This is a genomic window from Hymenobacter caeli (genome assembly GCF_013294115.1).
In the GTDB taxonomy this organism is placed as follows: domain Bacteria; phylum Bacteroidota; class Bacteroidia; order Cytophagales; family Hymenobacteraceae; genus Hymenobacter; species Hymenobacter caeli.
Genome location: NZ_JABSNP010000004.1, coordinates 126683 through 152610, shown reverse-complemented (window position 1 = coordinate 152610; position 25928 = coordinate 126683). Strand labels below are relative to the sequence as shown.

17 protein-coding genes, 1 tRNA gene and 1 pseudogene are annotated in these 25928 nt (G+C 65.7%); 15 read left to right on the top strand and 4 right to left on the bottom strand.

Annotation, left to right across the window (positions count from 1 at the left end):
• The first annotated feature begins 158 nt into the window (after nucleotides 1-158).
• Nucleotides 159-1307, top strand: a pseudogene (locus HNP98_RS05940) (acyltransferase family protein).
• Between the two features lie 247 nt (nucleotides 1308-1554).
• On the opposite strand, the gene HNP98_RS05935 reads toward HNP98_RS05940, so the two are convergent.
• Nucleotides 1555-3072, bottom strand: a complete 1518-nt coding sequence (locus tag HNP98_RS05935; protein WP_173809123.1) for a DUF4394 domain-containing protein — start codon at nucleotides 3070-3072, stop codon at nucleotides 1555-1557.
• A 109-nt stretch (nucleotides 3073-3181) separates the two neighbouring features.
• Complete coding sequence (locus HNP98_RS05930) at nucleotides 3182-3400, bottom strand: hypothetical protein (RefSeq protein WP_173809122.1); 219 nt, start codon at nucleotides 3398-3400, stop codon at nucleotides 3182-3184.
• A gap of 250 nt (nucleotides 3401-3650) precedes the next feature.
• Between HNP98_RS05930 and HNP98_RS05925 the strand changes: the two genes are divergently transcribed.
• Both HNP98_RS05925 and HNP98_RS05920 read left to right on the top strand, forming a co-directional pair.
• On the top strand, nucleotides 3651-4562 hold the full coding sequence (locus HNP98_RS05925; RefSeq protein WP_246275009.1) for a PDDEXK nuclease domain-containing protein: 912 nt from the start codon (nucleotides 3651-3653) through the stop codon (nucleotides 4560-4562).
• Between the two features lie 69 nt (nucleotides 4563-4631).
• On the top strand, nucleotides 4632-5567 hold the full coding sequence (locus tag HNP98_RS05920) for an HNH endonuclease (RefSeq protein ID WP_173809121.1): 936 nt from the start codon (nucleotides 4632-4634) through the stop codon (nucleotides 5565-5567).
• A 77-nt stretch (nucleotides 5568-5644) separates the two neighbouring features.
• Here HNP98_RS05920 and HNP98_RS05915 read toward each other — a convergent pair whose 3' ends face one another.
• Nucleotides 5645-9628, bottom strand: coding sequence for a metallophosphoesterase (locus tag HNP98_RS05915; protein WP_173809120.1), 3984 nt, complete (start codon nucleotides 9626-9628; stop codon nucleotides 5645-5647).
• A 158-nt stretch (nucleotides 9629-9786) separates the two neighbouring features.
• On the opposite strand from HNP98_RS05915, the gene HNP98_RS05910 reads away from it, so the two are divergent.
• From HNP98_RS05910 to bglX, 9 genes are all read left to right on the top strand, one after another.
• Entirely contained in the window at nucleotides 9787-11100 is a 1314-nt protein-coding gene (locus HNP98_RS05910; protein ID WP_173809119.1) for a Pycsar system effector family protein, read from the top strand.
• 38 nt (nucleotides 11101-11138) lie between these two features.
• Nucleotides 11139-11213, top strand: a tRNA-Arg gene (locus HNP98_RS05905).
• 80 nt (nucleotides 11214-11293) lie between these two features.
• Nucleotides 11294-11863, top strand: coding sequence for a hypothetical protein (locus tag HNP98_RS05900; protein ID WP_173809118.1), 570 nt, complete (start codon nucleotides 11294-11296; stop codon nucleotides 11861-11863).
• A 205-nt stretch (nucleotides 11864-12068) separates the two neighbouring features.
• The gene (locus HNP98_RS05895) at nucleotides 12069-12677 is read left to right on the top strand and encodes an RNA polymerase sigma factor (RefSeq protein ID WP_173809117.1); all 609 of its coding nucleotides are present in this window, start codon (nucleotides 12069-12071) and stop codon (nucleotides 12675-12677) included.
• Nucleotides 12678-12780: 103 nt separating this feature from the next.
• Complete coding sequence (locus tag HNP98_RS05890; protein WP_173809116.1) at nucleotides 12781-13794, top strand: FecR family protein; 1014 nt, start codon at nucleotides 12781-12783, stop codon at nucleotides 13792-13794.
• A gap of 143 nt (nucleotides 13795-13937) precedes the next feature.
• Nucleotides 13938-17276 carry a SusC/RagA family TonB-linked outer membrane protein gene (locus HNP98_RS05885; protein ID WP_173809115.1) on the top strand — a complete coding sequence of 1113 codons (3339 nt, stop codon included), beginning with the start codon at nucleotides 13938-13940 and terminating at the stop codon, nucleotides 17274-17276.
• A gap of 120 nt (nucleotides 17277-17396) precedes the next feature.
• Nucleotides 17397-18920, top strand: a complete 1524-nt coding sequence (locus HNP98_RS05880) for a RagB/SusD family nutrient uptake outer membrane protein (protein ID WP_173809114.1) — start codon at nucleotides 17397-17399, stop codon at nucleotides 18918-18920.
• A gap of 230 nt (nucleotides 18921-19150) precedes the next feature.
• Nucleotides 19151-20509: a glucoamylase family protein gene (locus tag HNP98_RS05875; RefSeq protein WP_173809113.1), complete on the top strand. Its 1359-nt coding sequence runs from the start codon at nucleotides 19151-19153 to the stop codon at nucleotides 20507-20509.
• 222 nt (nucleotides 20510-20731) lie between these two features.
• Nucleotides 20732-23056, top strand: coding sequence for a beta-glucosidase BglX (bglX, locus tag HNP98_RS05870; RefSeq protein ID WP_173809112.1), 2325 nt, complete (start codon nucleotides 20732-20734; stop codon nucleotides 23054-23056).
• Between the two features lie 15 nt (nucleotides 23057-23071).
• On the opposite strand, the gene HNP98_RS05865 is transcribed toward bglX, so the two are convergent.
• Nucleotides 23072-23317, bottom strand: a complete 246-nt coding sequence (locus HNP98_RS05865; RefSeq protein WP_173809111.1) for a hypothetical protein — start codon at nucleotides 23315-23317, stop codon at nucleotides 23072-23074.
• A gap of 312 nt (nucleotides 23318-23629) precedes the next feature.
• Here HNP98_RS05865 and HNP98_RS05860 point away from each other — a divergent pair, with 312 nt between their 5' ends.
• The 3 genes from HNP98_RS05860 (at nucleotide 23630) to HNP98_RS05850 (ending at nucleotide 25894) form a co-directional block, all read left to right on the top strand.
• Nucleotides 23630-24064, top strand: coding sequence for a PepSY-like domain-containing protein (locus tag HNP98_RS05860; RefSeq protein WP_173809110.1), 435 nt, complete (start codon nucleotides 23630-23632; stop codon nucleotides 24062-24064).
• 98 nt (nucleotides 24065-24162) lie between these two features.
• Entirely contained in the window at nucleotides 24163-24900 is a 738-nt protein-coding gene (pxpB, locus tag HNP98_RS05855; RefSeq protein ID WP_173809109.1) for a 5-oxoprolinase subunit PxpB, read from the top strand.
• Nucleotides 24890-25894: a 5-oxoprolinase subunit C family protein gene (locus HNP98_RS05850; protein WP_173809108.1), complete on the top strand. Its 1005-nt coding sequence runs from the start codon at nucleotides 24890-24892 to the stop codon at nucleotides 25892-25894. The genes pxpB and HNP98_RS05850 overlap by 11 nt, the downstream gene beginning before the upstream one ends.
• Nucleotides 25895-25928 lie beyond the last annotated feature (34 nt).

Below are 25928 nucleotides of genomic sequence, written 5' to 3'. Positions count from 1 at the left end.
CGGTTTTGGCCCAGTGGCGGCCCGGCTTCTTTTGCCACGCGCGGAGGCTGCCGTGCGCAGGGGCAGGGCGGGCCACCCGCTGGTGTATCTTACGGCCCGCTTCGCGCGGCCAGCCGGTGGATCAGGCGACTTAAACCACTAGCAAACAGCTTAATTACATGAAACCACGGGTAGCGGCCGGGCCGGCCACCAGCACGCTGGGCGCCAAGCCGCACTACGCCATTCTGGACGGGCTGCGGGGCGTGGCGGCGCTGCTGGTGGTGGCCTTTCACCTGTGCGAGGCGCACGCCACCAGCCACCTCGACCAGGTCATCAACCACGGCTACCTGGCCGTCGATTTTTTCTTTTTGCTCTCCGGCTTCGTCATCGGCTACGCCTACGACGACCGGTAGGGCCGGCTGACGCTCAAGGACTTCTTCAAGGCCCGGCTCATCCGCCTGCAACCGATGGTGGTGCTGGGCATGGTGGTGGGGGCCGCGTGCTTCTACTTCCAGGCAGGGCCCCTGTGGCCCGCCATCGCCCAGGTGCCGGTGTGGAAAATGCTGCTGGTGATGGCCATCGGGTGCACCCTGCTGCCGGTGCCGTTGTCGCTGGATATTCGGGGCTGGCAGGAGATGCACCCGCTCAACGGGCCCGGCTGGTCGTTGTTCTTCGAATACGTGGCCAACCTGCTGTACGCGCTCGGGGCCCGGCGGCTGTCCAAGGGGGCCCTGGCGGTGCTGGTGGCGCTGGCCGGGGCAGCCCTGGTGCACCTGGCCGTCAGCAGCCCCACCGGCGACGTCATCGGCGGCTGGTCGCTGAACGCCGAGCAGCTGCGCATCGGCTTCACCCGGATGCTGTACCCGTTTTTTGCCGGCTTGCTGCTGTCCCGCGTGGCGGTGTTGGGCCGGGTGCCGCACGCTTTTCTCGGGTGCAGCCTGCTGCTGGTGGCGGTACTGGCCTGCCCGCGGGTGGGCGGGGCCGCGCACCTGTGGCAAAACGGCCTCTACGATTCGCTGAGCATCATCCTACTGTTTCCGCTGGTGGTGTGGCTGGGGGCCAGCGGGCAGGTAGCCGGGGCGGCGGCGGGGCGGCTCTGCACGTTCCTGGGGGCCCTGTCCTACCCCATCTACATCACGCACTACCCCCTCATCTACACGTACACCGCTTGGGTGAGCCGGCACAAGCCGCCGCTGGCGCTGGCGCTGCCCGTGGCCCTGCTCACGTTTGCCGCCGCCATTGCCCTGGCCTACGCCTGCCTCAAGCTGTACGACGAGCCGGTGCGGCGGTGGCTGAAAGGAAAGTTTTTGACCCCAAAAACCGCCTGAGCCGCAGGCCAGTGGCGGAGCAGCAGCTTACAGCGCAGGCGCAGCAAAAGCCGCTTGGGGCCCGGCGCAATTTCCCCGTCAGCCCGCCCCGGCCCCAGGGCCCGCCCGGCTCGCCCGGGCCTTGCCGCGGCCGCGTCATTACGCAGCACAACGGCGCAAAAAAGCCCCGCACCATGGCTGGTACGGGGCCTTTGGTGGCGGTGGCCCGCCCGGCACACGGGCCGCGGGGGGCCCGTAGGGCGCCGGGCTAGAACCCGAGGCCCACGGCCATGGCCTGCAACGGCCGGGGCAAATCGGCCCCTTTGGCGGCGGCGCCCGTGGTCAGGTTGATGGTGTAGACGCTGGCGGTGGTGCCCACGGTCAGCACGGCGAAGCCGGTGCCGCTGGTGCCCCCGATGTCAAAGCCGTTGACGCCGGTGGTGTTCACGCCCAGGGCCCCCACCGATACCAGCGTGCCGGCGTTCGGCGGGTCTTGCCGGTAGAGGGCATCCGTGTTGGAATCAATGGCGAACAGCACGGTGGTGGTGGCGCCCGCGAAATTGTTGGTGTAAGCGGCGGCCGTCACGCTGGGCGTGCCGGGGTTCAGGTTGCCGTCCACAATGGCCACCCCATCGGCGGGGTTAACGCGCAGGTTAACGCCGGCGTCGCTGACGATGCGGATCCGGTCCACCGTGGGGTTGAAGTCGAAGCCGAAGTTGGTGCCGGTCAGCGCCAGGGGCGTACCCGTGCCCACCACCGCGGCGGCCCCGGAAGACGAGTTAATGGTGTAGAGGCGGTTGGTACTGCCCAGGCCGTAGAGCTGCCCGTTGAGGGGCCGCATGTCGAGGCCCACGATGCGCTCCCCGGTCTGCAAGCCCGTCAGGGGCTTGGCCACCTGGGTTTGGGGGGCCGTCGGGTTGAAGGCCACGAAGTTGTTGTCGGCATCCACGCCGTAGGCCACGGCCTGCGTCGGAATGGCCACCCCGATGATGTTCGTGCCGGCCGGGAAGTTGTCGTAGCGCGTGGCGCGGCCCGTGGCCAGGTCAATTTTGTACAGCCCGGCGCGGTTGTCCACGGTCAGGGCGGCGAAGGCGTTGTTGTCCACGGCGGCAATGTCGAAGCCGGCCGCGCCGGTCACGTTCACGCCCAGGTCGCCGATGGCCACCAGCGTGCCGTCGTTGGGGGGGTCCTGGCGGTACAGCTTGTCGGTGGCCGGGTCGATGTCGTAGAGCACCGTGGTGCTGGCCCCCGCCACCGGGTTGGTGTAGGCGGCGGCCGCCACGGTGGCGCCCGCCGCGCCGTTGATGCTGCCATCCGTAGCAGCCACGGCGCCGGTTTCCGGGTTCAGGCGCAGGTTTTGGCCCGTGTTGCTCACCAGGCGCAGGCGGTCCACGGTGGGGTTGAAGTCGATGGTGGCCGACGTGCCGCTGATGGCCGGCGTGAAGGCCCCCGCCCCTATCGCGCGGGCCACGCCGGTGGCGGGGTTGATGACGTACAGGCGGCTGGTGCTGCCCAGGCCGTAGAGCTGGCCCGTGGCCGGCCGGTAGTCCACGCTCAGGATGCGCTCGTTGCTTTGCAACCCGGTAATGGTAACGGCCGCCGGGGCCGTGGCCACGTTGTTGGCGTTGAACTGGAGCAGCTGGTTGTTGTCGGAGAGGGCCTGGAAAGTCAGGTCTATTTTGTTGATGGTAACCGTATCCGAATCGTCTTGGCAGGCAGTGAACAGGCCGGTCAGGCCCAGCAGCAGGGAAAGCGAACCGACGCTTTTGAGCGAAGAATATCTCATGCAAAATGAATATTTGGTGAATTCATTTTCTTACGATGGGCACCTCCATTCGGATTGAATAAGCTGGATACTAACGCCAATACACTGATTTACATGCATTAAAATCGTATTAAAATCGTATTTTACGCCTTTTCACCCCATGGCCAGGGCGCTTGCAATGCCCCGGGGCCCGTGCCCCGCCGGGCAGTAGCGGGCCCCAAAACAGGAAATCGAACCCGACGAACACCAGCTTTTCCTCGCCCACCGAGTAGGTCACGTTCACCACGGCTTGCTTGAGCACGTCCACGTACACGCCGCCGCCGAAGCCGGGGGCCCGTTGCACAAGCACAAGCCGGCCAAAAGCAACTACTACGTGAACCAGCCGCTGTTTGAGCTGCTGGCGCGGCTGGGGTAGCGGATTTGCCGGGTGCTGTTAGCGGTTGTAAGTTGCTGTTCCACCCCCGTTCGCCCCCCCCCTTATGCAGCCCACGCCTGCCGACTATTCCACCCTGCTACTGGCCGTGAAGCAGCGCGTGCGCGAGGCGCAGTACCGCGCCTTGCAGCAGGTGAACCAGCAGCAAATCCAGCTTTACTAGGACCTGGGCCGCCTTATTGCCGAGCGCCAGCAGCAGCACGGCTGGGGCAAAAGCGTGGTCGAAACCCTGGCCCGCGACCTGCAGATGGAGTTTGTGGGCGTAAGTGGATTTTCCGCTTCCAACTTGTGGCGAATGCGCTCGTTTTTTCTGGAATACCGGGCTGATGAATTTCTCGCACCATTGGTGCGAGAAATTAGCTGGACTCATAATGTGCTGATTTTCGAGAAGTGCAAGACTTCCGCAGAGCGGCTTTATTACCTGACGCAGACCAGAAATAACAGCTGGACCAAAGCCGTATTGGAGCAGCAAATCCGCGCCCGCGCTTACGACAACACGGTGCTGGCCCAACAGAATTTTGCTGCTACCCTGCCACCAGCGCAGCTGCCCGCCGCTACCCTGGCCCTGCGCGACGAGTACACCTTCGGCTTCCTGGCCCTGGCGCCCGAGCACTCCGAGCACGAGCTGGAACAGGCCCTGCTCGGCAACGTGCGCCGCTTTTTGATTGAGATGGGCGGCGACTTCACCTTTATCGGCAACCAGTACCGGCTGGAGCTGGAAGGGCAGGAGTATTTTATCGACCTGCTGCTTTTTCACCGCGAGCTGCAATGCCTCGTAGCCGTGGAGTTGAAAGTAACTGAGTTCCGGCCCGAGTACGCGGGCAAGGTGAACTTCTACCTCTCGCTGCTGAACGAGACGGTGCGCAAGCCGCACGAGCAGCCCAGCATCGGCATCATTATTTGCCAGAGCAAGCAGCGCACCGTGGTCGAGTTTGCCCTGCGCGACGTGCAAAAGCCCATCGGCGTGGCCACCTACTCCCTCACCGACACGCTGCCCGCCGAGCTCCGCCCCTTCTTCCCCAGCAACGAGGAGCTGGTGCTCCGCCTCGATGCCGTGACGGCCGCGCTGCGGGGGTAAATGGTGCCGTGAACCAGCCGCTGTTTGAGCGGCGGGCGCGGCGGGGGTAGCGAGACTAACTTGCAGGCTATGAAATATTATCTCGGCGCTACCGATTGGCGATGGTATAATTATTTGAGTGGCCGCACGCCAGAAGATGTAAACTTCTGGCGGCCCGGTGGGCAAACAGCTTTTCGGGTTTTAGAACCAGGTGGCCCCTTCTTATTCAAGCTAAAAAGCCCTCACAATACAATTGGCGGAATGGGCTTTTTTGCGGCCCAAAGCCAACTGCCCCTCTCGTTGGCCTGGAATACTTTTCAGAGCCGTAACGGGTTTGATACCCTGGAGCAGTTTCGGACTGCTATTCAGCAGTACCGAGGCGATGCAGACCGCAACCCTTTAATTGGCTGCATCGCGCTTACTAATCCAGTATTTTTTAGAGAGGAGGACTGGATACCAGCTCCCACTAACTGGAGCAATAGCATTGTGCAGGGCAAAACGTACAACACGCAGGACAGTGTTGGTGCCGCTTTATGGCAGCGACTGGAAGCAACGGTAGCAAATTATCTTACCAATGTTCCGACTACCAGCAGCAACGCCTTCGTGGTTGCCGAAGACACTCCGCAGTACGGGGAATCGGTTTTACGCAAAGTGCGCATTGGTCAGGGTGCTTTCCGGCTTTCGGTGACCGATGCCTATGCGAAGCGGTGCGCCATAACTGGTGAGAAAACATTGCCCGTATTGGAAGCAGCGCACATCAGGCCCTATGCTTCAGCGGGGCCAAACCTGACCACTAATGGGCTATTGCTACGCTCCGATATGCACAAGCTATTTGACGAAGGCTACCTCACAATAACACCTGATTTCAAGGTTGAAGTCAGCAAGCGTATTCGCGAAGAATTTGATAATGGCAAAGAGTATTACCAGTACCACGGAAAAGACCTGCTGATATTACCAAGGGCAGTCAATAACAAACCATCGGCACTTTATTTGGAATACCATAACAGCAATATCTTTCAGGCTTGAGGGACCCGGCAGTGCCCGCAAAAAGCCCCGGCCGCCACACTGGCAGCCGGGGCTTCTTGCTGAAACTGCTGGGGGCCCTAAAACAAAAAATTAAACCCCACGAACACCAGCTTCTCCTCCCCCACCGAGTAGGTCACGTTGATGATAGCCTGCTTGAGAATGCCCACGTACACGCCGCCGCCGAAGCCGGTGTGGAAGGCGTCGAGGCCCCGGCGCACGTCCGCGTCGGAGTACACGCGGCCCGCGTCGGCCAGGCCCAGGACGCCGAGCGTGCCGGGAAATAGGTAAGCGTTGAAGCTAAAGAGCTGCAGGCGGGCCTCGAAGTTGCCATAGAGGGACGTGCGGCCGGCGTAGCGGGTGCGGCGGTAGCCGCGCAGGTTGGTGGTGCCGCCCAGCGTGTTGGCCTGGTAGAAGCGGTAGTCGCCCAGGTTGTGCTGCACGCCCACGCGCCCGGCGTAGGTGATGCGGAAGGGGAAGCTGGGCGTGAGGTAGGCGCTGATTTCCGAGCTGAGACGGCCGTAGGTCAGCTTCTCGCTGTTGAGCTGGAAGTTGTACTGGGCCTCGTTGTGCCAGCGCAGGCCGATGCGCGTGTCCTTGTCGGCGTCCACGGCGTCGATGTTGAAGTAGAACAGGCCCCCGAGGTACTCGTTGGATTTGAAGTCAGAGGAGCGCACGCCGAAGCGGCGGTTTTCGTTGCCGGGCCCGATGCTGTCCTGAATCACCTTGCCAATGGGGTCGGTTTCGACCCGGAACTGCTCGTACTGGGGCCCCACGCCCACCTTGATGAAGTTCAGGATGTGCCGCTCGAAGGTGGGGGCCACGGAGAAGCGGTTGAAGCGCACCCGGTACGAGTTGTTGACGGTGTAGTTGGTGGCCCGGGGCTGGTCGGGGGGGCGCACCGCGAGGTTGCGCGTGTCGTTGCCCAGGCCGAAGAAATTGTAGAGCAGCTGGGGGCCGTAGAACTGGGCCGCCACGTGCAGGTCGACGTGCCCGAACACGCGGGTGAACTGGCCGGTGTAGCGCAGGTTGTAGGCCTCGCGGGCCGGGGCGAAGTTGGCCGTCAGGGTTTGCTCCGAGCCGAAGGGGTCGCGCCGGAAGCCGTAGCGCCGGTGCGTGACGCCGCCGCCCAGCAGCAGGCCGTCGTCGATGTTGTAGCCGAAGAACACGGCCGGGCCGGTGTAGTTCAGGCGGTAGTCCTTGAGGTCGAAGCGCTTGGGGTGGTCGTAGCGGCTCACGTCCACGCCCGGCTCCAGGCGCAGGCGGGCCTCGGAGCCGGTCAGCACCACGTTGCCGGTGTCGGCGTCGTACACCTGGGTGCGGTGGCGGATGCCGGCCACGTGCGAGCGGTCGATGATGGAGTCGCGCCCCGTGCCGCCGATGATGCGCAGCTTAATGGCGTTCTGCACGTCGCCGCGCACCTCAAATACGTCCTGCCCGGCGATGCCGTAGAGGCGCAGCTCGTCGGTGATTCTCACGTCGAGCGTGCGGTCGTAAATCGTGCTCAGCTTGCCCTTCTTGCTGATTTTCTCCACCGTCACGCGGGTGGTGCCGTCGGGCCGGCGGTCCACCGTGAACTTCTCGTTCTTCTTCGTGCCGCGCACTTCCACGATGTCGGCCAGCAGGTCGGCGTACTTGCCGGCCACGTCGGGCAGCAGGGCCCGGCGGCTCTTGAGCTTGGCCACGATTTCGGCCCCGTGCAGGGCGTAAATCTGGGCCGGCCACCGGTCTTTGAAGGCTTTCTCGATGACCTCATCCGTCAAATGGGCCTTCAGGTACTCGGCCTGCTCCACCCACTGCGCCCGGCTCACGCCCCCCAGAAAAGTACGGTCGTTGCTCAGGGCCGTCTGGTTCAGGCCCTTGTAGTCGGCGTAGTCGTAGCCGAAGTTTTGGAAGTTGCGCACCGCGAACTTGCGGCTGCTGAGGTAGGGCAGCACCCCGTCGCCCTTAAAAAAGGCGATGTCGCGGTCCTTGGGCACGGCCACGTAGGTGCGGGCCCCGTCCGCGCCCTTCTGCTCGCTCCAGCGCCACTGGTCCTCGTGGCGGTCCCAGTCGCCAATCCACATATCAAACAGGCGCGAGCGGGCAAAGGCCACCCCGTCCACGCGGTTGTCGTTGTCGTCGAGCAGCTTTTCCAGCATCTTGTCGGTGTCCACCAGCTTCGTGGCGAAGTCGAGGCTGGCTACGTTGCTCTGGCTGTCCTTCACGTCCTCTTCCAGGGCCACCGGCGTGTTGGCAAACTGCCGGTAGTACTGGCCCAGCAGCGGGTCGGCGGGGATGTAGCGCGGCACCGGGTTGGTGTGCAGGATGCCGGCCGCCGTGCCCAGCGGCGGCAGCGCAAACGAGGCGTAGGGGTGCTGGGCCGACACCTGGTCTTGCAGCACGGCCTTGGCCAGGCCGGTGCGCAGGGCCTCGGGCAGCACCGCGGCGGGGTCTTTGTCAATCGTGCGCAGCGTGAAGCCGTGGCCGGCCTCGTTGCGCAATTTCAGGGAGGCGGTTTGCTTGCCGCCGCCGGTTTTGTAGGGCGTCAGGCCCCCTTTTTCGGTGGCGATGTCCAGCACCCGGAAGGCCACCGGCGTGGCCCACTCTGCGCGGTAGTGCCGGCCCAGCAGCCAGTCGTGGAACTTGCCGTGGCGGTTGTAGGCCGGGTTCACGGCCAGCGTGCGCAGGCTGTCGCGGCCGAAGTCGGGCCGCTGGGCGGGCAGGCCGGCCACGGGCGCTTCGGACTGGTCGTCGTCGTCCTTTTTCTTCTTCTTTTTCTTCTTGCCCGACTTGCCGGCGGCCGCGGCCACCACGCCCCGGTCGGCGCGGGTGTACATCAGGGTGCGGTACACCTGGTGGGCGGTTTCGCCCTTGCCGTCGGGCACGATGAACTCGGCCCACACTTGGCCGTTGTCGTAGTAGTTCACCCGGGCGAAGCCCTTTTCCTTGTCCGAAAACAGGGCCCCGCCGGCGCGGCCGGGCTTCACGTGCTGGGTTTTGCAGCCCGAGCCGCTGGTGATGTAGCTCGTGTTGCCCTCCTTGAAGTACTGAAGGTTGTGCTCGTGCCCGTTGGAGTACACCACGTTGGGGTATTTGTCAAAAATCGTGGTCAGGGCCTTTTTGTACGCCTGGTAGGCCGGGTAGGCCAGGTCCTGGCTGATGCCGCCGTACTTGCGGGCCAGCGGGTAAATCGAGCCGATGACGGGCAGCGGCACGAAGGCGTACTTGAACACGATGCTGAGCGGAAACAAGTGGTCGGCAAAGGTGAAGTAGCCGCCGTGCACGCCGTCGGAGTACAGCGGGTGGTGGGCAATCACCATGATGTGCTTGTCCTGGTTGCGGGCGATGATGTCGTCCACCTCGGCGTAGATGTCGGCGTCGGTGGCGATGCCGCAGAAGCCGTTGGCGGCCCGGAACTCGGGCGGCGTCAGGAACCACTGCGAGTTCAGGAAAATCAGCACCAGGTTGTCCTGCACCCGCACCTCGTAGGGCCCCGGGCAGCCGTCGCGCGGCAGCCAGAAGTCGCCGGTGTAGGCAAACTTGGTCGAGTCCTGCTTAAGGTAGTTTTCCGTGAACTCCTGCTCGCGGTTCACCTGGGCCAGGCCGTTGCGGGTGCCCTGGATCCAGTCGTGGTTGCCGGGCGTCATGTACTTCTCGCCCCGGTAGCCCTTCAAAATATCAAGCTGGGCGGTGATGCGGCCCTCGGCCGTTTTGCGGTCCACGGCCCCCACCGGCGGCATGCCCTGGTTGTAAATGTTGTCGCCGAGAAACACGGTGGTGCTCCGGGCCCCGGCCCGCAGAATCTGCCGGTGCAGGAAGTTGAGCGAAGGCTCGCCGCCGTTGGCCGGCAGCACGGGGTTGCCCACGTCGCCAATCAGGAACACGGAGTAGGTAAGGTGGCTGGAGTCGGGCAGCGGGGTGTTTTTCCAGGCGCGGCCGGCGCGGCGGTAGTTGGGCTTGGGGTGCAGCGGGTTGTCGGGCGACTCGCCGGCCTCGCCAATCTCTTCCAGCTGGGCCCGCACCGGGGCCGGGCGGGCGGCGAGCAGGCCGAGCAGAATAATGAAGCGGAAAAATGTCTTCATCGAAGAATATATGGCAAAATAACTATTTAAAGGCCGCCCCGGACCGGGGTTCCGCAAAACTAACCGGGCCGGGGCACGTTGGCCGGGCCGGCGGGTTTAACTTGCCCGCCCGCGTTTGCGTTGAAAGCAGTTGCGCGGCCCTTTCGTCCCGCCCCCGCATGGATATTTCCCCCCTTCCGGCTTCGCCCCCGGCCGCCGCGCCGGCCCCGGCGGCCGGCCCCGACCCGGCCTTGCCCGCCAAAGCCCCCAAAGCCGCTAAGGCCCCCAAGCCCGAGCCTTCGGCCCTGGCCAAGGCCGCGCAGGCCTACGTCACGCCCCTGCTCGAAACCCAGCTGCCCGCCACCCTCACCTACCACACGCTGCGCCACACCGCCGCCGTGGCCAAGGAGGCCCGGGCCCTGGCCGCCGCCGCCGCCCTCGACGCCCCCGACACCGAGGCCCTGCTGGTGGCCGCCTGGTTCCACGACACCGGCTACCTCGACGTGTACGACGGCCACGAGTACCGCTCCATGGAGCGGGCCGACGCCTGGCTGGCCACCCAAAACGTGCCCGCCGCCCGCCGCCAGCTGGTGCAGGACCTCATCCGGGCCACCCACCGCGACGAGCCGGCCGACACCGAGCTGCAAAAGCTGCTCGTGGACGCCGACCTGAGCAACCTGGCCCGCGACGACTTCCGCGCCAGCGCCGAGCTGCTGCGCACCGAGTGGGAGGTGGCCCTGGGCAAAACCTACGCCAGCGAGGACTGGGCCGAGCTGCAGCTCGAATTCATGCGGGGCCACAAGTTTCGCTCCGAGGCCGGCAAAGAGCGCTACGGCAAAGACTTCAAAGCCAACAAAAAGGAGCAGCGGAAGGAGCTTAAAAAGATTGAGAAAAAGACCAAAAAGCGCGCCGAGGCCAAAACCGAAACCTTCGCCGAGCCCAAGCGCGGCATCGAAACCATGTTTCGGACCATGTACGGCAACCACATGAAGCTGAGCGACATGGCCGACAAAAAGGCGAGCATGATGATTTCGCTCAACGCCGTGCTGCTCTCGGTCATCATCACCTACCTGGGGGCCAAAAGCTCGGCCCTGGGGCCCTCCTTCACCCGCAACCCCATGCTGGCCGTGCCGATGGGCATCCTGCTGCTCACCTCGCTGGGCTCGGTGGTAACGGCCATCCTCTCGGCCCAGCCCGACGTGACGAGCTTCAAGTGGCTCAAGAAAAGTCCCGAAATTGCCAGCAACCGCCGCGTCAACCTCCTGTTCTTCGGCAACTTCACCAAGCTCAGCCTCGACAACTTCCAGGCCGGCATGCGCGAGCTGATGCGCGAGAAAGACGCCCTCTACACCAACATGGTCACCGACGTGTACTACCTCGGCGAGGTGCTGGCCCGCAAGTACGGCCTGCTGCGCAAAAGCTACTCCATCTTCATGGTGGGCCTCATCCTCACGGTGCTCTCCTTCGGCATTGTGCTGGTGTATAAGTCGTAAGAAACCGCCGGGTGGGCCGTACTTTTGCCGGCCGCTACGGCCCCGTAGTTCAACGGATAGAACAAGGGTTTCCTAAACTTTAGATGTGAGTTCGATTCTCGCCGGGGCCACCAATTAATTTTGTAAATTTTTAATCAGCAGTATTTTACTCGTTAAAAATACAGTTTTTTTTACTTTTACCTTACTGATTGCTATGAAAAACTATTCCGCTCTACTGCTGCTACCGGCCGGCTTGCTGCTGGCCCAGTGCGCCAAGGCCCCCGAAGTGGCCCCCAAGGTGGATTACGACCAGAAAAGTGCGGACATTGTACAGGCGGTGAGCCCCTCGGTGGCGGGCACGTGGGCGATGCGGCGCCTGGCCTTTAAGGCACAGCCCGTCAGTTACTTCCGGAAGGATAGCGTGTACGAAGACTTTGCCACCATCGACATTCGGCCGGCGGCCGTGGCCCGGCACTCGCCGGCCGACCCGCGCTATGCCGATTTCACCGGCTTGTTGCACTACAAGAGCAAAACCTACCCCGTTCAATTTGAACTAACGGCCAGCCCCGAGCGCCTTGTCCACGACCAGGGCCCCCCAGCGCTGTTTTTATTCGAGTACAACTTCCCCGTCGGCTCGCATCCTACCGAAGAGGAAGAGGCCTTCTTGCAATACCTGGGGCTGATCGGCGATAATTTCACCCTAGAAGTAGCGCAGGGGCCGCCGGCCATGACCTGGCGGGGCACGAGCCGGGGCGTCGATAAAATCGACCTCGTAAAAAAGTAACGGCTTTCCACCGGCGGGCTTTCCGGACGGCGGCCGTTTGGTGCCGCAACGGCGCTCCCTGGCCGGGGGCACCGTCTGCATTATTGGCCCGTCATTATTCTACCAATAATTTAGAATAATTGATTAACATTGTAGAGGGCCGCGCATGATTAGGCAGGTACGCCGGGCCCCACGCTGTGGCCCGGCCCTGCTTTTCCGATTCGGTATGCCCCTGTTTGCCTCGTCTGCGCCCCGCGTGCCCCGGCCCCTGGCCGGGCACGACGACGCGGCCCTGGTGCGGGCCCTGGGCGCGGGCAGCGAGGCGGCCTTTGCGGAAATCTACGAGCGCTACTGGTACGAGCTTTACGTCGTGGCCTACCGCAAGCTGGGGGCCCCCGAGCTGGCCGAAGAAGTGGTGCACGACGTGCTGGCCGCCCTCTGGCAGCGGCGCGCCCAGCTGGCCATCGACTACCTCAAGGCCTACCTGCTGGGCGCGGCCCGCTACCGCATCATTGATGCGCTGCGGGCCCGCCTGGCCCACGCCGGCTACCTCGACCAGCAGCGCCCCCGCCAGGCCGCCGCCGACCACGGCACCGAAGATGCCTTGGCGGCCAGCGACTTGTCGGCCGCGCTGCTGGCCGGCCTGCGCCAGCTGCCCGCCCACACCCAGGCCGTGTTCCGGCTCAGCCGCTTCGAGCACCGCTCGGTGCCGGAAATCGCCAGCCGCCTCCGGCTCTCGCCCAAAACCGTGGAGTACCACCTCACCCGGGCCCTCAAGCTGCTGCGCGTGAGCCTGCGCGACTTCGTGCTGCTGGCCCTTGTCTGGCTGTGGTAGAGCCCCGGGGCCGGGAGTTTTATTTTTTACGGGCCGGCCAGGGTAACGGGGTTGTTCTCCGACTTACAAAATGAACCCGGCCTCGCCGGCCGTTTCCCTTCCCATGCCCCCCACCGAACTCCAGGCCCTGTTGCACCGCTACCGCGAAGGCACCTGCACCCCCGCCGAGATGCGGGCCGTGGAAGCCTGGTACGCCGCCCAGCCCGACGGGCCGGCCCCGGCCCTGTCGGCGGACGGGCGCGAGGCGCTCCGGCGGGCCCTGTGGCAGCAGCTGCGGCCCGCCCGCCGGCTAAGTAGCTGGCCGCCTGCAGCCTGGCAGTGGCTGGCCGCGGCCGCCGTGGCCGCGGGCCTTGGCGTGGGCAGCCGGTGGCTGGGGGCCCCGGCCGCCGGGCCCAAAGCGCCGCGGGCGGCCGCGCCGGCCGCTGCCCGGCCGTGGCTGGTGCGGCAAAACGCCACCGCCGGGGCCCTGGCCGTGCGGCTGCCCGACGGCAGCCGCGCCACGTTGCGGCCGGCCAGCCAGCTGCGCTACCGCCCGGGGTTTGCCGGCGGGCGGCGCACGGTGTACCTCGTGGGCGAGGCGTTCTTTCAGGTGGCGCACGACGCGGCCCGTCCCTTCCAGGTGTACACCGCCGACGTGGTGACGCGCGTGCTGGGGACCAGCTTCACGGTGCGGGCCTACCCGGCACAGGCCGAAACCGTGGTGCAAGTGCGCACGGGCCAAGTGCGCGTGAGCCCCCTGCGGCCCGCGGCAGGGGGGGCCACCGCGGCCGCCGTACCGGGGCCCATCCTGCTGCTGCCCAACCAGCAGGCCGTGTACGCCCCGGCGCGCCAGCAGCTGCACCGCGAGCTGGTGGCCCAGCCGGTGCTGCTGGCCCCCCAGCCGTTTGCCTTCGACAACCGGCCGGTGGCCGAGGTGCTCGAAGCCCTGAAAACGGCCTACGGCGTGGACATCCGCTACAGCCCGGCGGCCGTGGCGGGCTGCACCGTCAACCTCAACCTGCGCCGGCAGGCCTCGCTCTTCGCGAAGCTCGACGTGCTGTGCCAGGCCACGGGGGCCACCTACTCGCAGGCCGACGCGCAAATTACTTTTCATTCGACCGGCTGTCAGGCAATTTAATTCTGATTAAATCACGCATATTCATTGCAATCGTTTGCATAATCCCGGCTGCGGGCCTGGACACCCGGGATGAATAACACCGAGCATTCTCGTTCTGCGCGGCGGCAGCTCCGCCCATTGATTCACTTTTTTCTTCCCACCCTATGCTACCAAGGCTACTTCCCTCACCGAGCCGGCCCTGCCTCAAGCGGGCCGCCTTGCTCCAGCCCCTGTGCCTCACGCTGTTGAGCACCATCAGCATCGCGGCGGCCGGCCCCACGGCTGCCCAGCCCTCGCTGACCCAGGCCGTGACCCTCAACGCCCGGGACGCGGCGGTGTACCGGGTGCTGGCCGACATTAAGAAGCAGACGGACGCGCACTTTCAGTACAGCCGCCAGCTCATCCGGGCCGACCGCCATGTGAGCCTGAAAGCCACCGGGCAACCCCTGGGCCAGGTGCTGACGGCCCTGCTCGGGCCCCTGCGCATCGGCTACACCCTCACCGACGACGGCATCGTGCTGAAGCCCGAAGCGGCCGGTACCGTGACGGGCCGCGTGGTGGACGAGAAAGGCCAGGGCCTGCCCGGCGTGAACGTGGTGGTGAAGGGCGGCACCACCGGCACCGCCACCGACCCCGACGGCAACTTCAGCCTGGCCGTGCCCGATGGGGCCACGCTCGTGTTCAGCTTCGTGGGCTACGCGCCGCAGGAAGTGGTGGTGGGCAGCCAGACGACCCTCAGCGTGGCGCTGGCCCCGGACGCCAGGTCGCTGAGCGAAGTGGTGGTGGTGGGCTACGGCACCCAGCGCCGCCGCGACCTGACCGGGGCCGTGGCCCGGGTGGAGGGTTCCGAAATCGTGAACCAGCCGGTGCAAACGCCCACCCAGGCCCTGCAAGGCAAAATTGCCGGCGTGCAGATCATCAGCGACGGCTCGCCCAACTCGCAGCCCACGGTGCGCATCCGCGGCACGGGCACGCTGCTGGCCGGCGCCAACCCGCTCTACGTGGTGGACGGCGTGCAGACCACCGACATCCGCAACCTGAGCAACGCCGACATCGCCTCGATTGACGTGCTGAAGGACGCCTCGGCCGCCGCCATCTACGGGGTGCGCGGGGCCAACGGCGTCATCATCGTGACCACCAAGAAGGGGGCCCTGGGCAAGCCGGTGCTCAGCTACAGCGGCACCTACGGCTTCAAGGAAGCGGCCCACATCGTGGAGATGGCCAACGCCGACCAGTACAAGAGCTACATCACCGACACGTCGCCGGGCACCACCTTTCCGAGCTACCCGGGCTTCACGGGCAGCACCAACTGGTACAAGGAAATCCTGAAGCGCGGCACCTTCCAGAACCACAACCTGGCCGTGTCGGGGGCCACGGACAACGTGCGCTACTACTTCTCGGGCAACCTGTTGCAGGACGACGGCATCGTGACGCAGAACAAATTCCAGCGCCTGACGGTGCGCTCCAATACCTCGTTCTCGCTCTCGGATAAAGTCACCATCAGCTCGCAGGCCTCGTACAGCCACGCCGACACGCGCGACGTGAACCTGGGCGCGGCCTACCTCAACGCCTACCGGGCGGCCCCCATCATCCCGGCCCGGCAGGGCGAGCTGTACGGCAACACCGCCGCCTACGGCAACGTGGGCAACCCCCTGCTCGACATCGACAAAAACAACAACCGCTCGCTCGAAAACCGCTTGCAGGGCAACATCGGCCTCGACGTGCGGCCCGTGGAGTGGCTCACCCTGCGCTCGGCCATTAACCTGGATTTGAACTTCAACAACCGCACGACTTACAACTACCAGTTCAACAACGACGCCGCCACGTTCATCGTCGCCGGCGGCAACCAGCAAAGCCCCACCAGCAGCCTGGGCGTGATGCAGAACAACTCCTACCGCTATTTGTGGGAGAACACGGCCACGTTTCACAAGACCTTTGGCGAGAAGCACGACCTGACGGTGCTGGCCGGCACCACCACCGAGGAAGGCCAGACCACGCCGCTCTACGGCTTCCGCCGCGGCGTGCCCGCCGACCCCAACCAGTGGTACCTGAACACCGGCGACCCCAACACGTCGGTGGTGAACCCCTACGACCCCAACGCCCCCGACCCGGGGATGCTGCCCTCGAAAGACCGCCGCTTCTCGGTGCTGGGCCGCGTGAACTACGCCTACGCGGGCAAGTACCTGCTCACGGCCAACCTGCGCTACGACGCCTCGTCGAAGTTCGCGTCCGACCGCCGCGAGGGCGTGTTTCCGTCGCTGGGCGTGGGCTGGGTGCTCTCGGACGAAGACTTCCTGAAAGACGTGAAGGCCCTGAGCTTTCTGAAGCTGCGCGGCAGCTACGGCCGCCTCGGCAACGACCAGATTCCGACCAACTCCTACGTGACCACGGCCGACATCAACGTGCCCTACGTCATCAACGGCCAGCCCACGCTGGGGGCCGTCATCAGCCAGTTGAAGGACGGCAGCGTGCACTGGGAAACCACCAGCGAGTACGACGCGGCCGTGGAGTTCGGCTTCCTCGACAACCGCCTCACCGGCGAACTGACCTACTACAGCAAGCGCACCAGCAACGCCCTGATTCCGATTACCATCCCCGGCATCCTCGGCGACCCCGACAACCAGCTCATCACCAACGCCGCCGACATCACCAACAAGGGCGTGGAAGCAGCCCTGAACTGGCGGGCCAAGGTGGGCGAGGGCTTCAGCTACAATTTTGGGGTGAACGCCACTTTCAACCAAAACCGCATCGCCAACCTCAACGGCGGGCAGGCCCTGTTCGCGGGGGCCAACCTGGTGACGAAGTCCGACAACGGCCAGCCGGCCGGGGCGTTCTTCCTGCTCGACGCCATCGGGGTGTACCAGACGGCCGACGAGATTGCGAAGTCGCCCAAATCGACCTTCGGCACCGGGCCCAACGGGGGCCCCCAGGTGGGCGACCTGAAGTACGCCGACACCAACGGCGACGGCGTGATTGACCTCAACGACCGCAGCTACTTCGGCTCGTACCAGCCGCCGGTGTACTTCGGCGTCAACGGCGGCGTCAACGTGCGCAACTTCGACCTCTCGTTCGTGTTTTCGGGCAACCTCAACAACAAGGTGTACAACGCCAAGAAGCAGGCCCGCTACGCCGGCACCGACAACGTGGAGGCCAGCTTCGCCAACGACCGCTACACGGCCGCCCACCCCTCGAACACCAACCCCAGCACCCTGGCCAGCAGCCTGCCCAACTCGACGTACTTCCTGGAATCGGGCTCGTACCTGCGCCTGACCAACGTCATCGTGGGCTACACCTTCCCGGCCGCCGGCCTCGACAAGGCCCACATTGCCACGCTGCGGCTGTTTTTGTCGGGCCAGAACATCTTCACGGCCACCAAGTACACGGGCTTCACGCCCGAGCTGCCCGGCGGGCCCCTCAACTCGGGCATCGAGCTGGTGGGCGACACCAGCAGCTACCCCACCCCCCGCACCCTCACGGTGGGCCTGACCGCTAACTTCAAATAGATTGGTTGTTAAATTGTTGATTATTAAATTGTTGATTCTAATAACCTAGCGGTTACCAATCAACCATTTAACAATCAGCCACCAACAATTTAACAATCAACAATGAATCAATCCTCCCCTATGAAATCCTCCTCCCTATCCCTGGGCCGCCGGGCCGGCGTGGCCGCCCTGGCCGTGTCGTTGGCCGTGGCCAGCGGCTGCAAGCAGTTCCTCGACGTGGCCCCGCAGGGCCAGCTCAGCGAAGACGCCATCAAGGCCGACCCCGCCGCCGCCCAGAAGCTGGTGGACGGCGTGTACAACGCCCTGTACCTCGGCGGCTTCGGGCCCGACGTGAGCGGCTTCCAGTACATCATCCTCACCGACATTGCCTCCGACGACGCCGACAAGGGCAGCACGCCGTCGGACTACACCGACGCGCTGAACATCGACAACTTCACGGCCACCTCGTCCAACGGCAACGTCAACAATTCCTGGAACGGCTTTTTCCAGGCCGTGGCCCGCGCCAACCAGGCCCTGGACAAGATTCCGCTGAGCCCGGCCGCCGACGTCGTCAAGAACCGGCAAATCGGCGAGGTGCGCTTCCTGCGCGCCTACTTCTACTTCAACCTGGTGCGCCTGTTCGGGCCCGTGCCGCTGCTCAACGGCGTGCCCACGGCCGGCGACGCCAACAACCCGGCGCTCCAGACCCGGGCCTCGGTGGCCGACATCTACGCCTTCCTCATCGGCGACCTGCAATTTGCCGTGGACAACCTGCCGGCCAAGGCCACCGCCGACGTGGGCCGCGCCAACAAGCAGTCGGCCGAGGCCATGCTGGCCAAGGTGTACCTCTACCAGAAAAACTACCAGAAGGCCTTCGACCTGACCGCCGACGTCATCGCCAACGGCGGCTACGCCCTGTACCCCACCTACGCCGACATCTGGCGCACGGTGGGCAACAACAACTCGGAGTCGGTGTTCGAGGTGCAGACCGGGGTGAACGCGGCCTGCAACAACTCGGCCGTGCCGATTTACACCATCTGCCAGGGGCCCCGGGCCGGCGGCAAGTACGGCTGGTCGGACCTGGGCTACGGCTTCAACACGCCCAGCCTGGCCCTGGCCAACGCCTACGAGGCCGGCGACGTGCGCAAGGCCGGCACCATCATCACCATCACCAACCAGGGCACGGTGCTCTGGGACGGCTTCCGCATCCCGAGCCAGGACTCGGTGGAAGGGTCGCGCTACAGCTACAAGGCCTACCACAGCCGCACCAAGGAGCCCAACTGCGGCAACACCGACTACCTGCCCAAGAACGTCCGCATCATGCGCTACGCCGAGGTGCTGCTCATCCACGCCGAAGCCGCCCTGCAAATCGGCAACGCCGGGGCCGCCGCCGCCGACCTCACCGCCGTGCGCACCCGCGCCGGCCTGGGCCCCAAGGCCGCCACGCTGGCCAACATCTGGCAGGAGCGCCGCGTGGAGCTGGCCATGGAGCACGACCGCTTCTTCGACCTCGTGCGCCAGGAAAGCGTAACGCCCGGGCGCATCGTGCCCATTTTCGCGGCCCAGGGCAAAACCTTCGTGAAGGGCAAGCACGAGATTTTCCCCATCCCGCAGCCCCAGATTGACCTGAGCGGCGGCGTGCTGACCCAGAACCCGGGGTATTGATTTCACTTTTAGACCATTCAGCGGTGCGCCTCACGGGACCCCTCTGGGGCCGGCCCCCTCTCCGTTGGAGAGGGGGTGCGTTCAACGATTGAATAGGGTAAACCAGTAATTTGAACAAGCAAATTGAACGCACCCCCTCTCCAACGGAGAGGGGGCCGGCCCCAGAGGGGTCCCGTGAGGCGCACCGCTGAACGACAAATACACGTCCTAAAAAAACGGCCTGCTACCAAATGCGCATACTACTCCTGCTTCTGCTGCTGCTGCCCGGCCTCCTAGCCGCCCAGCCCACGCCGAAACCCGCCAAAAAACCCGCCGCGCCGGCCGCCTTCGACCCGCGCCAGCGGCCCCGCCACCTCAGCGACGAGCAGCTGCTCGACCAGGTGCAGCGGCAGACGTTCCGGTACTTCTGGGACTTTGGGCACCCGGTGAGCGGCATGGCGCGGGAGCGCAGCAACAAGTCGTATGACTACGGGGCGGAGGTGGTGACGACCGGCGGCACGGGCTTCGGCATCCTGGCCATCATCGTGGCCGCCGAGCGGGGCTGGATTACCCGGGCCCAGGCGGCGGCGCGGGTGAGCAAAATTGTGAATTTCCTGTGGAAGGCCGACCAGTACCACGGCGCGTTTCCGCACTGGTACGACGGGGCCACGGGCCACACCATCCGCTTCAGCCCCAAAGACGACGGGGCCGACCTCGTGGAAACCTCCTTTATGTACGAGGGCCTGCTCTGCGCCCGCCAGTACTTTACCCAGGACACGCCCGACGAAAGCAACGTGCGCAACAAGGTGGGCTGGATGTGGGAGGGGGTGGAGTGGAGCTGGTTCACCCAAGGCCAGAACGTGCTGTACTGGCACTGGAGCCCCAACAACGGCTGGAGCATGAACCACCAGCTGCACGGCTGGAACGAGGCCCTGGTGACCTACGTGCTGGCCGCCGGCTCGCCCCGCTACGCCATCGACAAGGCCGTGTACGACCAGGGCTGGGCCACGGGCCCCGACTACCTGAACGGCAAAACCTACTACGGCCAGCCGCTGCCCCTGGGCCCCGAGCTGGGGGGCCCCCTGTTCTTCTCGCACTACTCGTTTTTAGGCCTCAACCCCCACGGCCTGAAGGACGCGCACGCCGACTACTGGGCGCAGAACCAAAACCACACGCGCATCAACTACGCCTACTGCGTGGCCAACCCCAGGCACTACCCCGGCTACGGCCCCAACGCCTGGGGCCTCACGGCTTCAGACAGTTACCAGGGCTACGCCGCCCACTCGCCCACCGAGGATTTGGGCGTGATTTCGCCCACCGCGGCCCTCTCGGCCATGCCCTACGCGCCGGCCGAGTCGATGCGGGCCCTGCGCCATTTCTACGACGATTTGGGGGATAAAATCTGGGGGCCCTACGGCTTCGTGGACGGCTACAGCGAGGCGCACAACTGGTACGCCACCTCGTACCTGGCCATCGACGAGGGGCCCATCGTGGCCATGATGGAGAACCACCGCAGCGGCTTGCTTTGGAAGCTCTTCATGAGCGCCCCGGAGGTGCAGCGCGGCCTGACCAAACTGGGGTTTGAGAGCCCGGATGTCAAGAAGCCATAGGCAATTTCGCGCCGGCACGGGGTGGCGCGGGGCGCGGTGGGGCGGTGGGGCGGCGGGGTGGTCCGGCGACTTTTTCAGTCGTCGGACCACTCTTACAACGCCCCGAAACCGCTGTTCAATCGTCAACCGTTCACGGATAAGAGTGGCCCGACGACTGAAAAAGTCGCCGGACCACCCCGCCCCACCCCGCCCTTCTACCAATTCTTTTCCCTTTTCCTTCTCATGACCCACCCCACCCGTACCCTGCGCGCCGCCCTACTGCTGCTCGCGCTGGGGGCCCTGCCGGCGGCGGCCCAGCAAGCCGCCGCGCCCCAAACCGCGCTGCCCGCGCCCGACGCTAAAATGACGGCCTTCATCGATAACCTGTTGGGCAAGATGACGCCCGAGGAGAAGATTGGCCAGCTCAACCTCGTGTCCGTGGGCTTCGACGTGACGGGGCCCGTGGTGAGCAAGGACGTGGACGCCAACATCCGCAAGGGCCGCGTGGGGGCCGTGCTGAACACCTACACCCCGGTGGCGGCCCGCAAGCTCCAGGCCCTGGCCGTCAAGGAGTCGCGGCTGCACATCCCGCTGCTGCTGGGCTACGACGTGATTCACGGGCACCGCACCATTTTCCCGGTACCGCTGGGCCTGGCCGCGTCGTGGGACCTGCCGGCCATGGAGAAAACCGCCCGCATTGCCGCCGACGAGGCCAGCGCCGACGGCGTGAACTGGGTGTACTCGCCGATGGTGGACATTGCCCGCGACCCGCGCTGGGGCCGCATCATGGAGGGCAGCGGCGAAGACCCCTACCTGGGGTCGCAGATTGCCCGGGCCATGGTGCGCGGCTACCAGGGCCCCGACAACGACCTGACCCGGCCCAACCGCGTGATGGCCTGCCTCAAGCACTTCGCCCTGTACGGGGCCGCCGAGGCCGGGCGCGACTACAACACGACCGACATGAGCCTCCAGCGCATGTACAACGAGTACCTGCCGCCCTACAAGGCGGCCGTGGAGGCCGGCGTGGGCTCGGTGATGTCGTCGTTCAACGACGTGAACGGCATCCCGGCCACGGCCAACAAGTTCCTGATGACCGACTTGCTACGCACGCAGTGGGGCTTCCGGGGCTTCGTGGCCACCGACTACACTGCTATTAACGAGTTGGAGGCCCACGGCCTGGGCGACGACAAAAAGGTATCGGAGCTGGCGCTGAAGGCGGGCATCGACCAGGACATGGTGGGCGAGATTTTCCTCAACAACCTGGCGAAGAACCTGGCCGACGGCACCGTGGCCCAGGCCGACATCGACCTGGCCTGCCGCCGCGTGCTGGAAGCCAAGTACCGCCTCGGCCTCTTCACCGACCCCTACCACGGCGTGAGCGAGAAGCGCGCCAAGGCCACGCTGATGAAGCCCGCCTACCTGGCCGACGCGCGCGACGTGGCCCGCCGCAGCTTCGTGCTGCTCAAAAACGACAAGCAGACGCTGCCCCTCAAAAAGACCGGCACCATTGCCCTGGTGGGGCCCCTGGCCAACCGCCAGCGCGACATGATCGGGAGCTGGAGCGGGGCCGGCGACTGGAAGCAGGCCGTGTCGGTGGAGCAGGGCCTGCGGGCCGCCGCCCCGGGCGTGAAAATCGTAATGGCCCAGGGCGCCAACGTGGCCGACGACCCGCAGATGATTGACCGCCTGAACGCCCACGGCGGCGAGCTGAACATTGATACCAGGGCCCCCGAATCCCTGATTGCCGAAGCCGTGGCCGCCGCCCAGAGCGCCGACGTGGTGGTGGCCGTGGTGGGCGAAAGCCAGGGCATGACCGGCGAGGCCGCCAGCCGCGCCGACATAGGCCTGCCCGGCCGCCAGCTCGACCTGCTCAAGGCCCTGAAAGCCACCGGCAAGCCCCTGGTGGTGGTGCTCATGAACGGCCGCCCCCTGACGCTGCCCTGGGAAGACCAAAACGCCGACGCCATCCTCGAAACCTGGTTTTCGGGCACGCAGGGCGGCCACGCCGTGGCCGACGTGCTGTTCGGGGCCTACAATCCGTCCGGCAAGCTCACGGCCACCTTCCCGCGGGCGGTGGGCCAGATTCCGATTTACTACAACCACAAAAGCACCGGCCGCCCCTACGCCGGCGTCAAGCTCGACAAGTACAAGTCGCGCTACCTCGACATCCCCAACGACCCGCTTTACCCCTTCGGCTACGGCCTGAGCTACACCACGTTCAGCGTATCCAGACCCACGCTCAGCGCCGCCAGCATCGGCATGGCCGGGGCCCTCGACGTGACGGCCACCGTGCAAAACACCGGCCCCGCCGACGGCGAAGAAGTGGTGCAGCTGTACCTGCGCGACGTGGTAGGCACCAGCACCCGCCCGGTGCAGGAGCTGAAAAACTTCCAGAAAGTGCTGCTAAAAAAGGGCGAAAGCCGCACGCTCACCTTCCACCTCACGGTGGAGGATTTGAAGTTCTACAACAACGACCTGAAGTTCGTGGCCGAGCCCGGCGAGTTCCAGGTGATGGTGGGCAGCAACTCGCGCGACGTGCAGATGGCCTCGTTCATGCTCACGCAATAGAGGCCCGGCGGGGCCCTATTTTGGACGGGGCAGAACCTTGGCCGATACGGGGCCGTCGGTGGGGCGGCTGTGCTGGATGAACTTCTGGCCCAATGCCTTGGTATCTTTCACCACGTGCGGGCCCTGGTACGCGCCAGGCTCGCGGGCGGCCGCGCCGGTCACTTTGGGGCGGGGCCCGGCGGCCGGGGCCGTTTGGGCACGGGCGGGGAGCCGCAGGCTCACCAAGGCCAGGCCAACCAGTAGGGTTAGGGCAATTTTCATTGTTTGGGAAATGAAAGGTGATGGCTATCTGGCTATAAAGACACAATCCCCGCGTCCGGGCTGCGTGCAATTTTTCGGCGGGCAGTGGCCCCGTACCGGTTGATTATTTCGAGGGTAGTCAATAACTTATTCGAGGGTAGTCAATAACTTAATGGGGTTAAAACCCGCCTGATTGGGGCGGCTTCAGGACGTTATCCGGCCGGCCCGCTGAATGACCCACCAGGAGGTGCGATGTTTACCTAAACCACAGAGAATCCACAACATCAGGCAATAGCTTCGGGAGTATTTTCATTTATTTGCCCCTAACTGCCCATGAAGCCTCTGTTGATTGCCGCCGCCATGGCGCTGGCGGCCGCTGGCCCGGCCCGCGCCCAAAGGCTGCCCTCCGCCCGGGTACCCGCCGCGGCCCGCGCCACGTTCAAAGCCAGGTTTCCGACCGTGCGGGCCACCACCTGGGAGCAGGAAGGCGGCAACTACGAGGCCGGCTTTAAAATGAACGGCCGAACGATGTCGGCCGTCATCACCCCCGCCGGGAAACTGCTGGAAACCGAAACCGGCGTAGCACCCGCCCAGCTGCCGGCCGCCGTGCGCGCCGCCCTGGCCCGCAGCTACCGCACCCACAAAATCAACGAAGCGGCCGCCATCGTGCGGGCCGATGGGGCCACCGTGTACGAGGCCGAAGTAACCAAAAACGGCCGGGCCCAGGACGTGCTTTTCAACGCCGACGGCACGCTGACCAAACCCTAAAATTGCCCTTTCGGCAGCAGCCGCAACCGGGGGCGGGGCACCACGGCTCCACTCCCGCTATGTTTACGGGCCGGCCAGGTGGTCGCCCAGCCCCCCGCATGAACCAAGCCTGTCCGCCGCCCGCGCTGCCCGTGCAGTTGTTTCCGCTGGGCGACGCGGCCATGGTGGTGCAGTTCGGCGCGGGCATCAGCCCGGCCACGCACCGCGCCGTTCAGGCGTTCGACGCCTACCTGGCGGCGCACCCGTTCGTGGGCCTGCGCGAATGCGTGCCCGCCTTCACCACCCTCACCGTGTACTACGACCCGTGGCTGGTGAGCGCCGGCGGCCGGCACCAACCGTACGAAACAGTGGCGCAGACGCTGCGCGAAATGCTACCCGCCGCAGGGCCCCCAGCCGCCGCCACCGCCGCCGATTCGGTGGAAATCCCGGTCTGTTATGGTGGAGAATTTGGACCGGATTTGGCCTTCGTGGCCCGCCACACCGGCCTCTCGGCCGCCGAGGTAATTGCCCGGCACACCGCCCCCGACTACCTGGTGTACATGGTTGGCTTCGCGCCCGGCTTCCCCTACTTGGGCGGGCTGGACGCGGGCCTGGCCACGCCCCGCAAGGCCCGGCCGCGCCCGCTGGTGCCGGCCGGCGCGGTGGGCATCGCGGGGGCCCAAACCGGCATCTACTCCTTGCCCACGCCCGGCGGCTGGCAGCTCATCGGCCGCACGCCGCTCCAGTTGTTCAACCCCGCCTGGGCCGGCCCCAGCCGGCTGCACGCGGGCCAAACCTTGCGCTTCGTGCCCGTCAGCGCGGCGGAGTACGCCCGCACCCAGCAGCATGAGCCTTAGTATTTTGCGCCCCGGCCTGCTCACCACCGTGCAAGACCTGGGCCGGCCCGGCTACCAGCACATCGGCATGGTGGTGGGCGGCGCAATGGATGCCCCGGCCCTGCGCGTGGCCAACCTGCTGGTGGGCAACGCCGACGGCGCGGCGGGCCTGGAAATTACTCTCCAGGGCCCCCGCCTGCGCTTCGCCGCCGGCCACCTGTTTGCGCTCACGGGCGCGCGCCTCTCGCCCACCCTCGACGGCCAGCCGGTGGAAATGAACCGGCCCGTGTGGGCCCCGGCCGGCGCGGAGCTGGCCTTTGGGGCCCCCGTGGCGGGCGGCCGGGCCTACCTGGCGGTGGCGGGCGGCCTGGCCGTGGCCCCGGTGCTGGGCAGCCGCGCCACCTACCTGCGCGCCGGCCTGGGCGGGCTGCACGGCCGGGCGCTGCGGGCCGGCGACGAGCTGCCCGTGGGGGCCCCCAGCGCGGTGGGCCAGCGCCTGGGCCAGGCGCTGGCGGGCAGCCGGTGGGCCCAGGCCCGCTGGACGGTGGGGCCCCGGCTCTGCCCCGTGCCCCGGCCGCACCCCGTCGTCCGCGCCGTGCGCGGGCCGGAATACGAGCAGTTTTCGGCCGGCAGCCAGCAGGCCTTCTGGCAGCAGCCGTTTGTGGTGACGGCGGCGGCCGACCGCATGGGCTACCGGCTGCAAGGCCCGGACCTGGCCCGGCTGACGGCAACCGAGTTGCTGTCGAGTGCCGTCACCTTCGGCACCGTGCAGGTGCCGGCCGACGGCCAGGCCATCGTGCTGCTCGCCGACCGCCAAACCACCGGCGGCTACCCACGCCTGGCGCAGGTCATCACCGCCGATTTTGGGGCCCTGGCGCAGGCACGGCCGGGCCAGGCGCTGCGCTTTCAGGAAGTTTCACTGGCCGAGGCCCAGGCGCTGTACCTTGCGCAGGAGCGCGCCATCAGGGCGTTGCCGGGGGCCATTGCTTTCAAAGCATTGGGTGGAAGCAAGTAAAACGGTCATGCTCCGCTGCGCTCCGCATGACCGT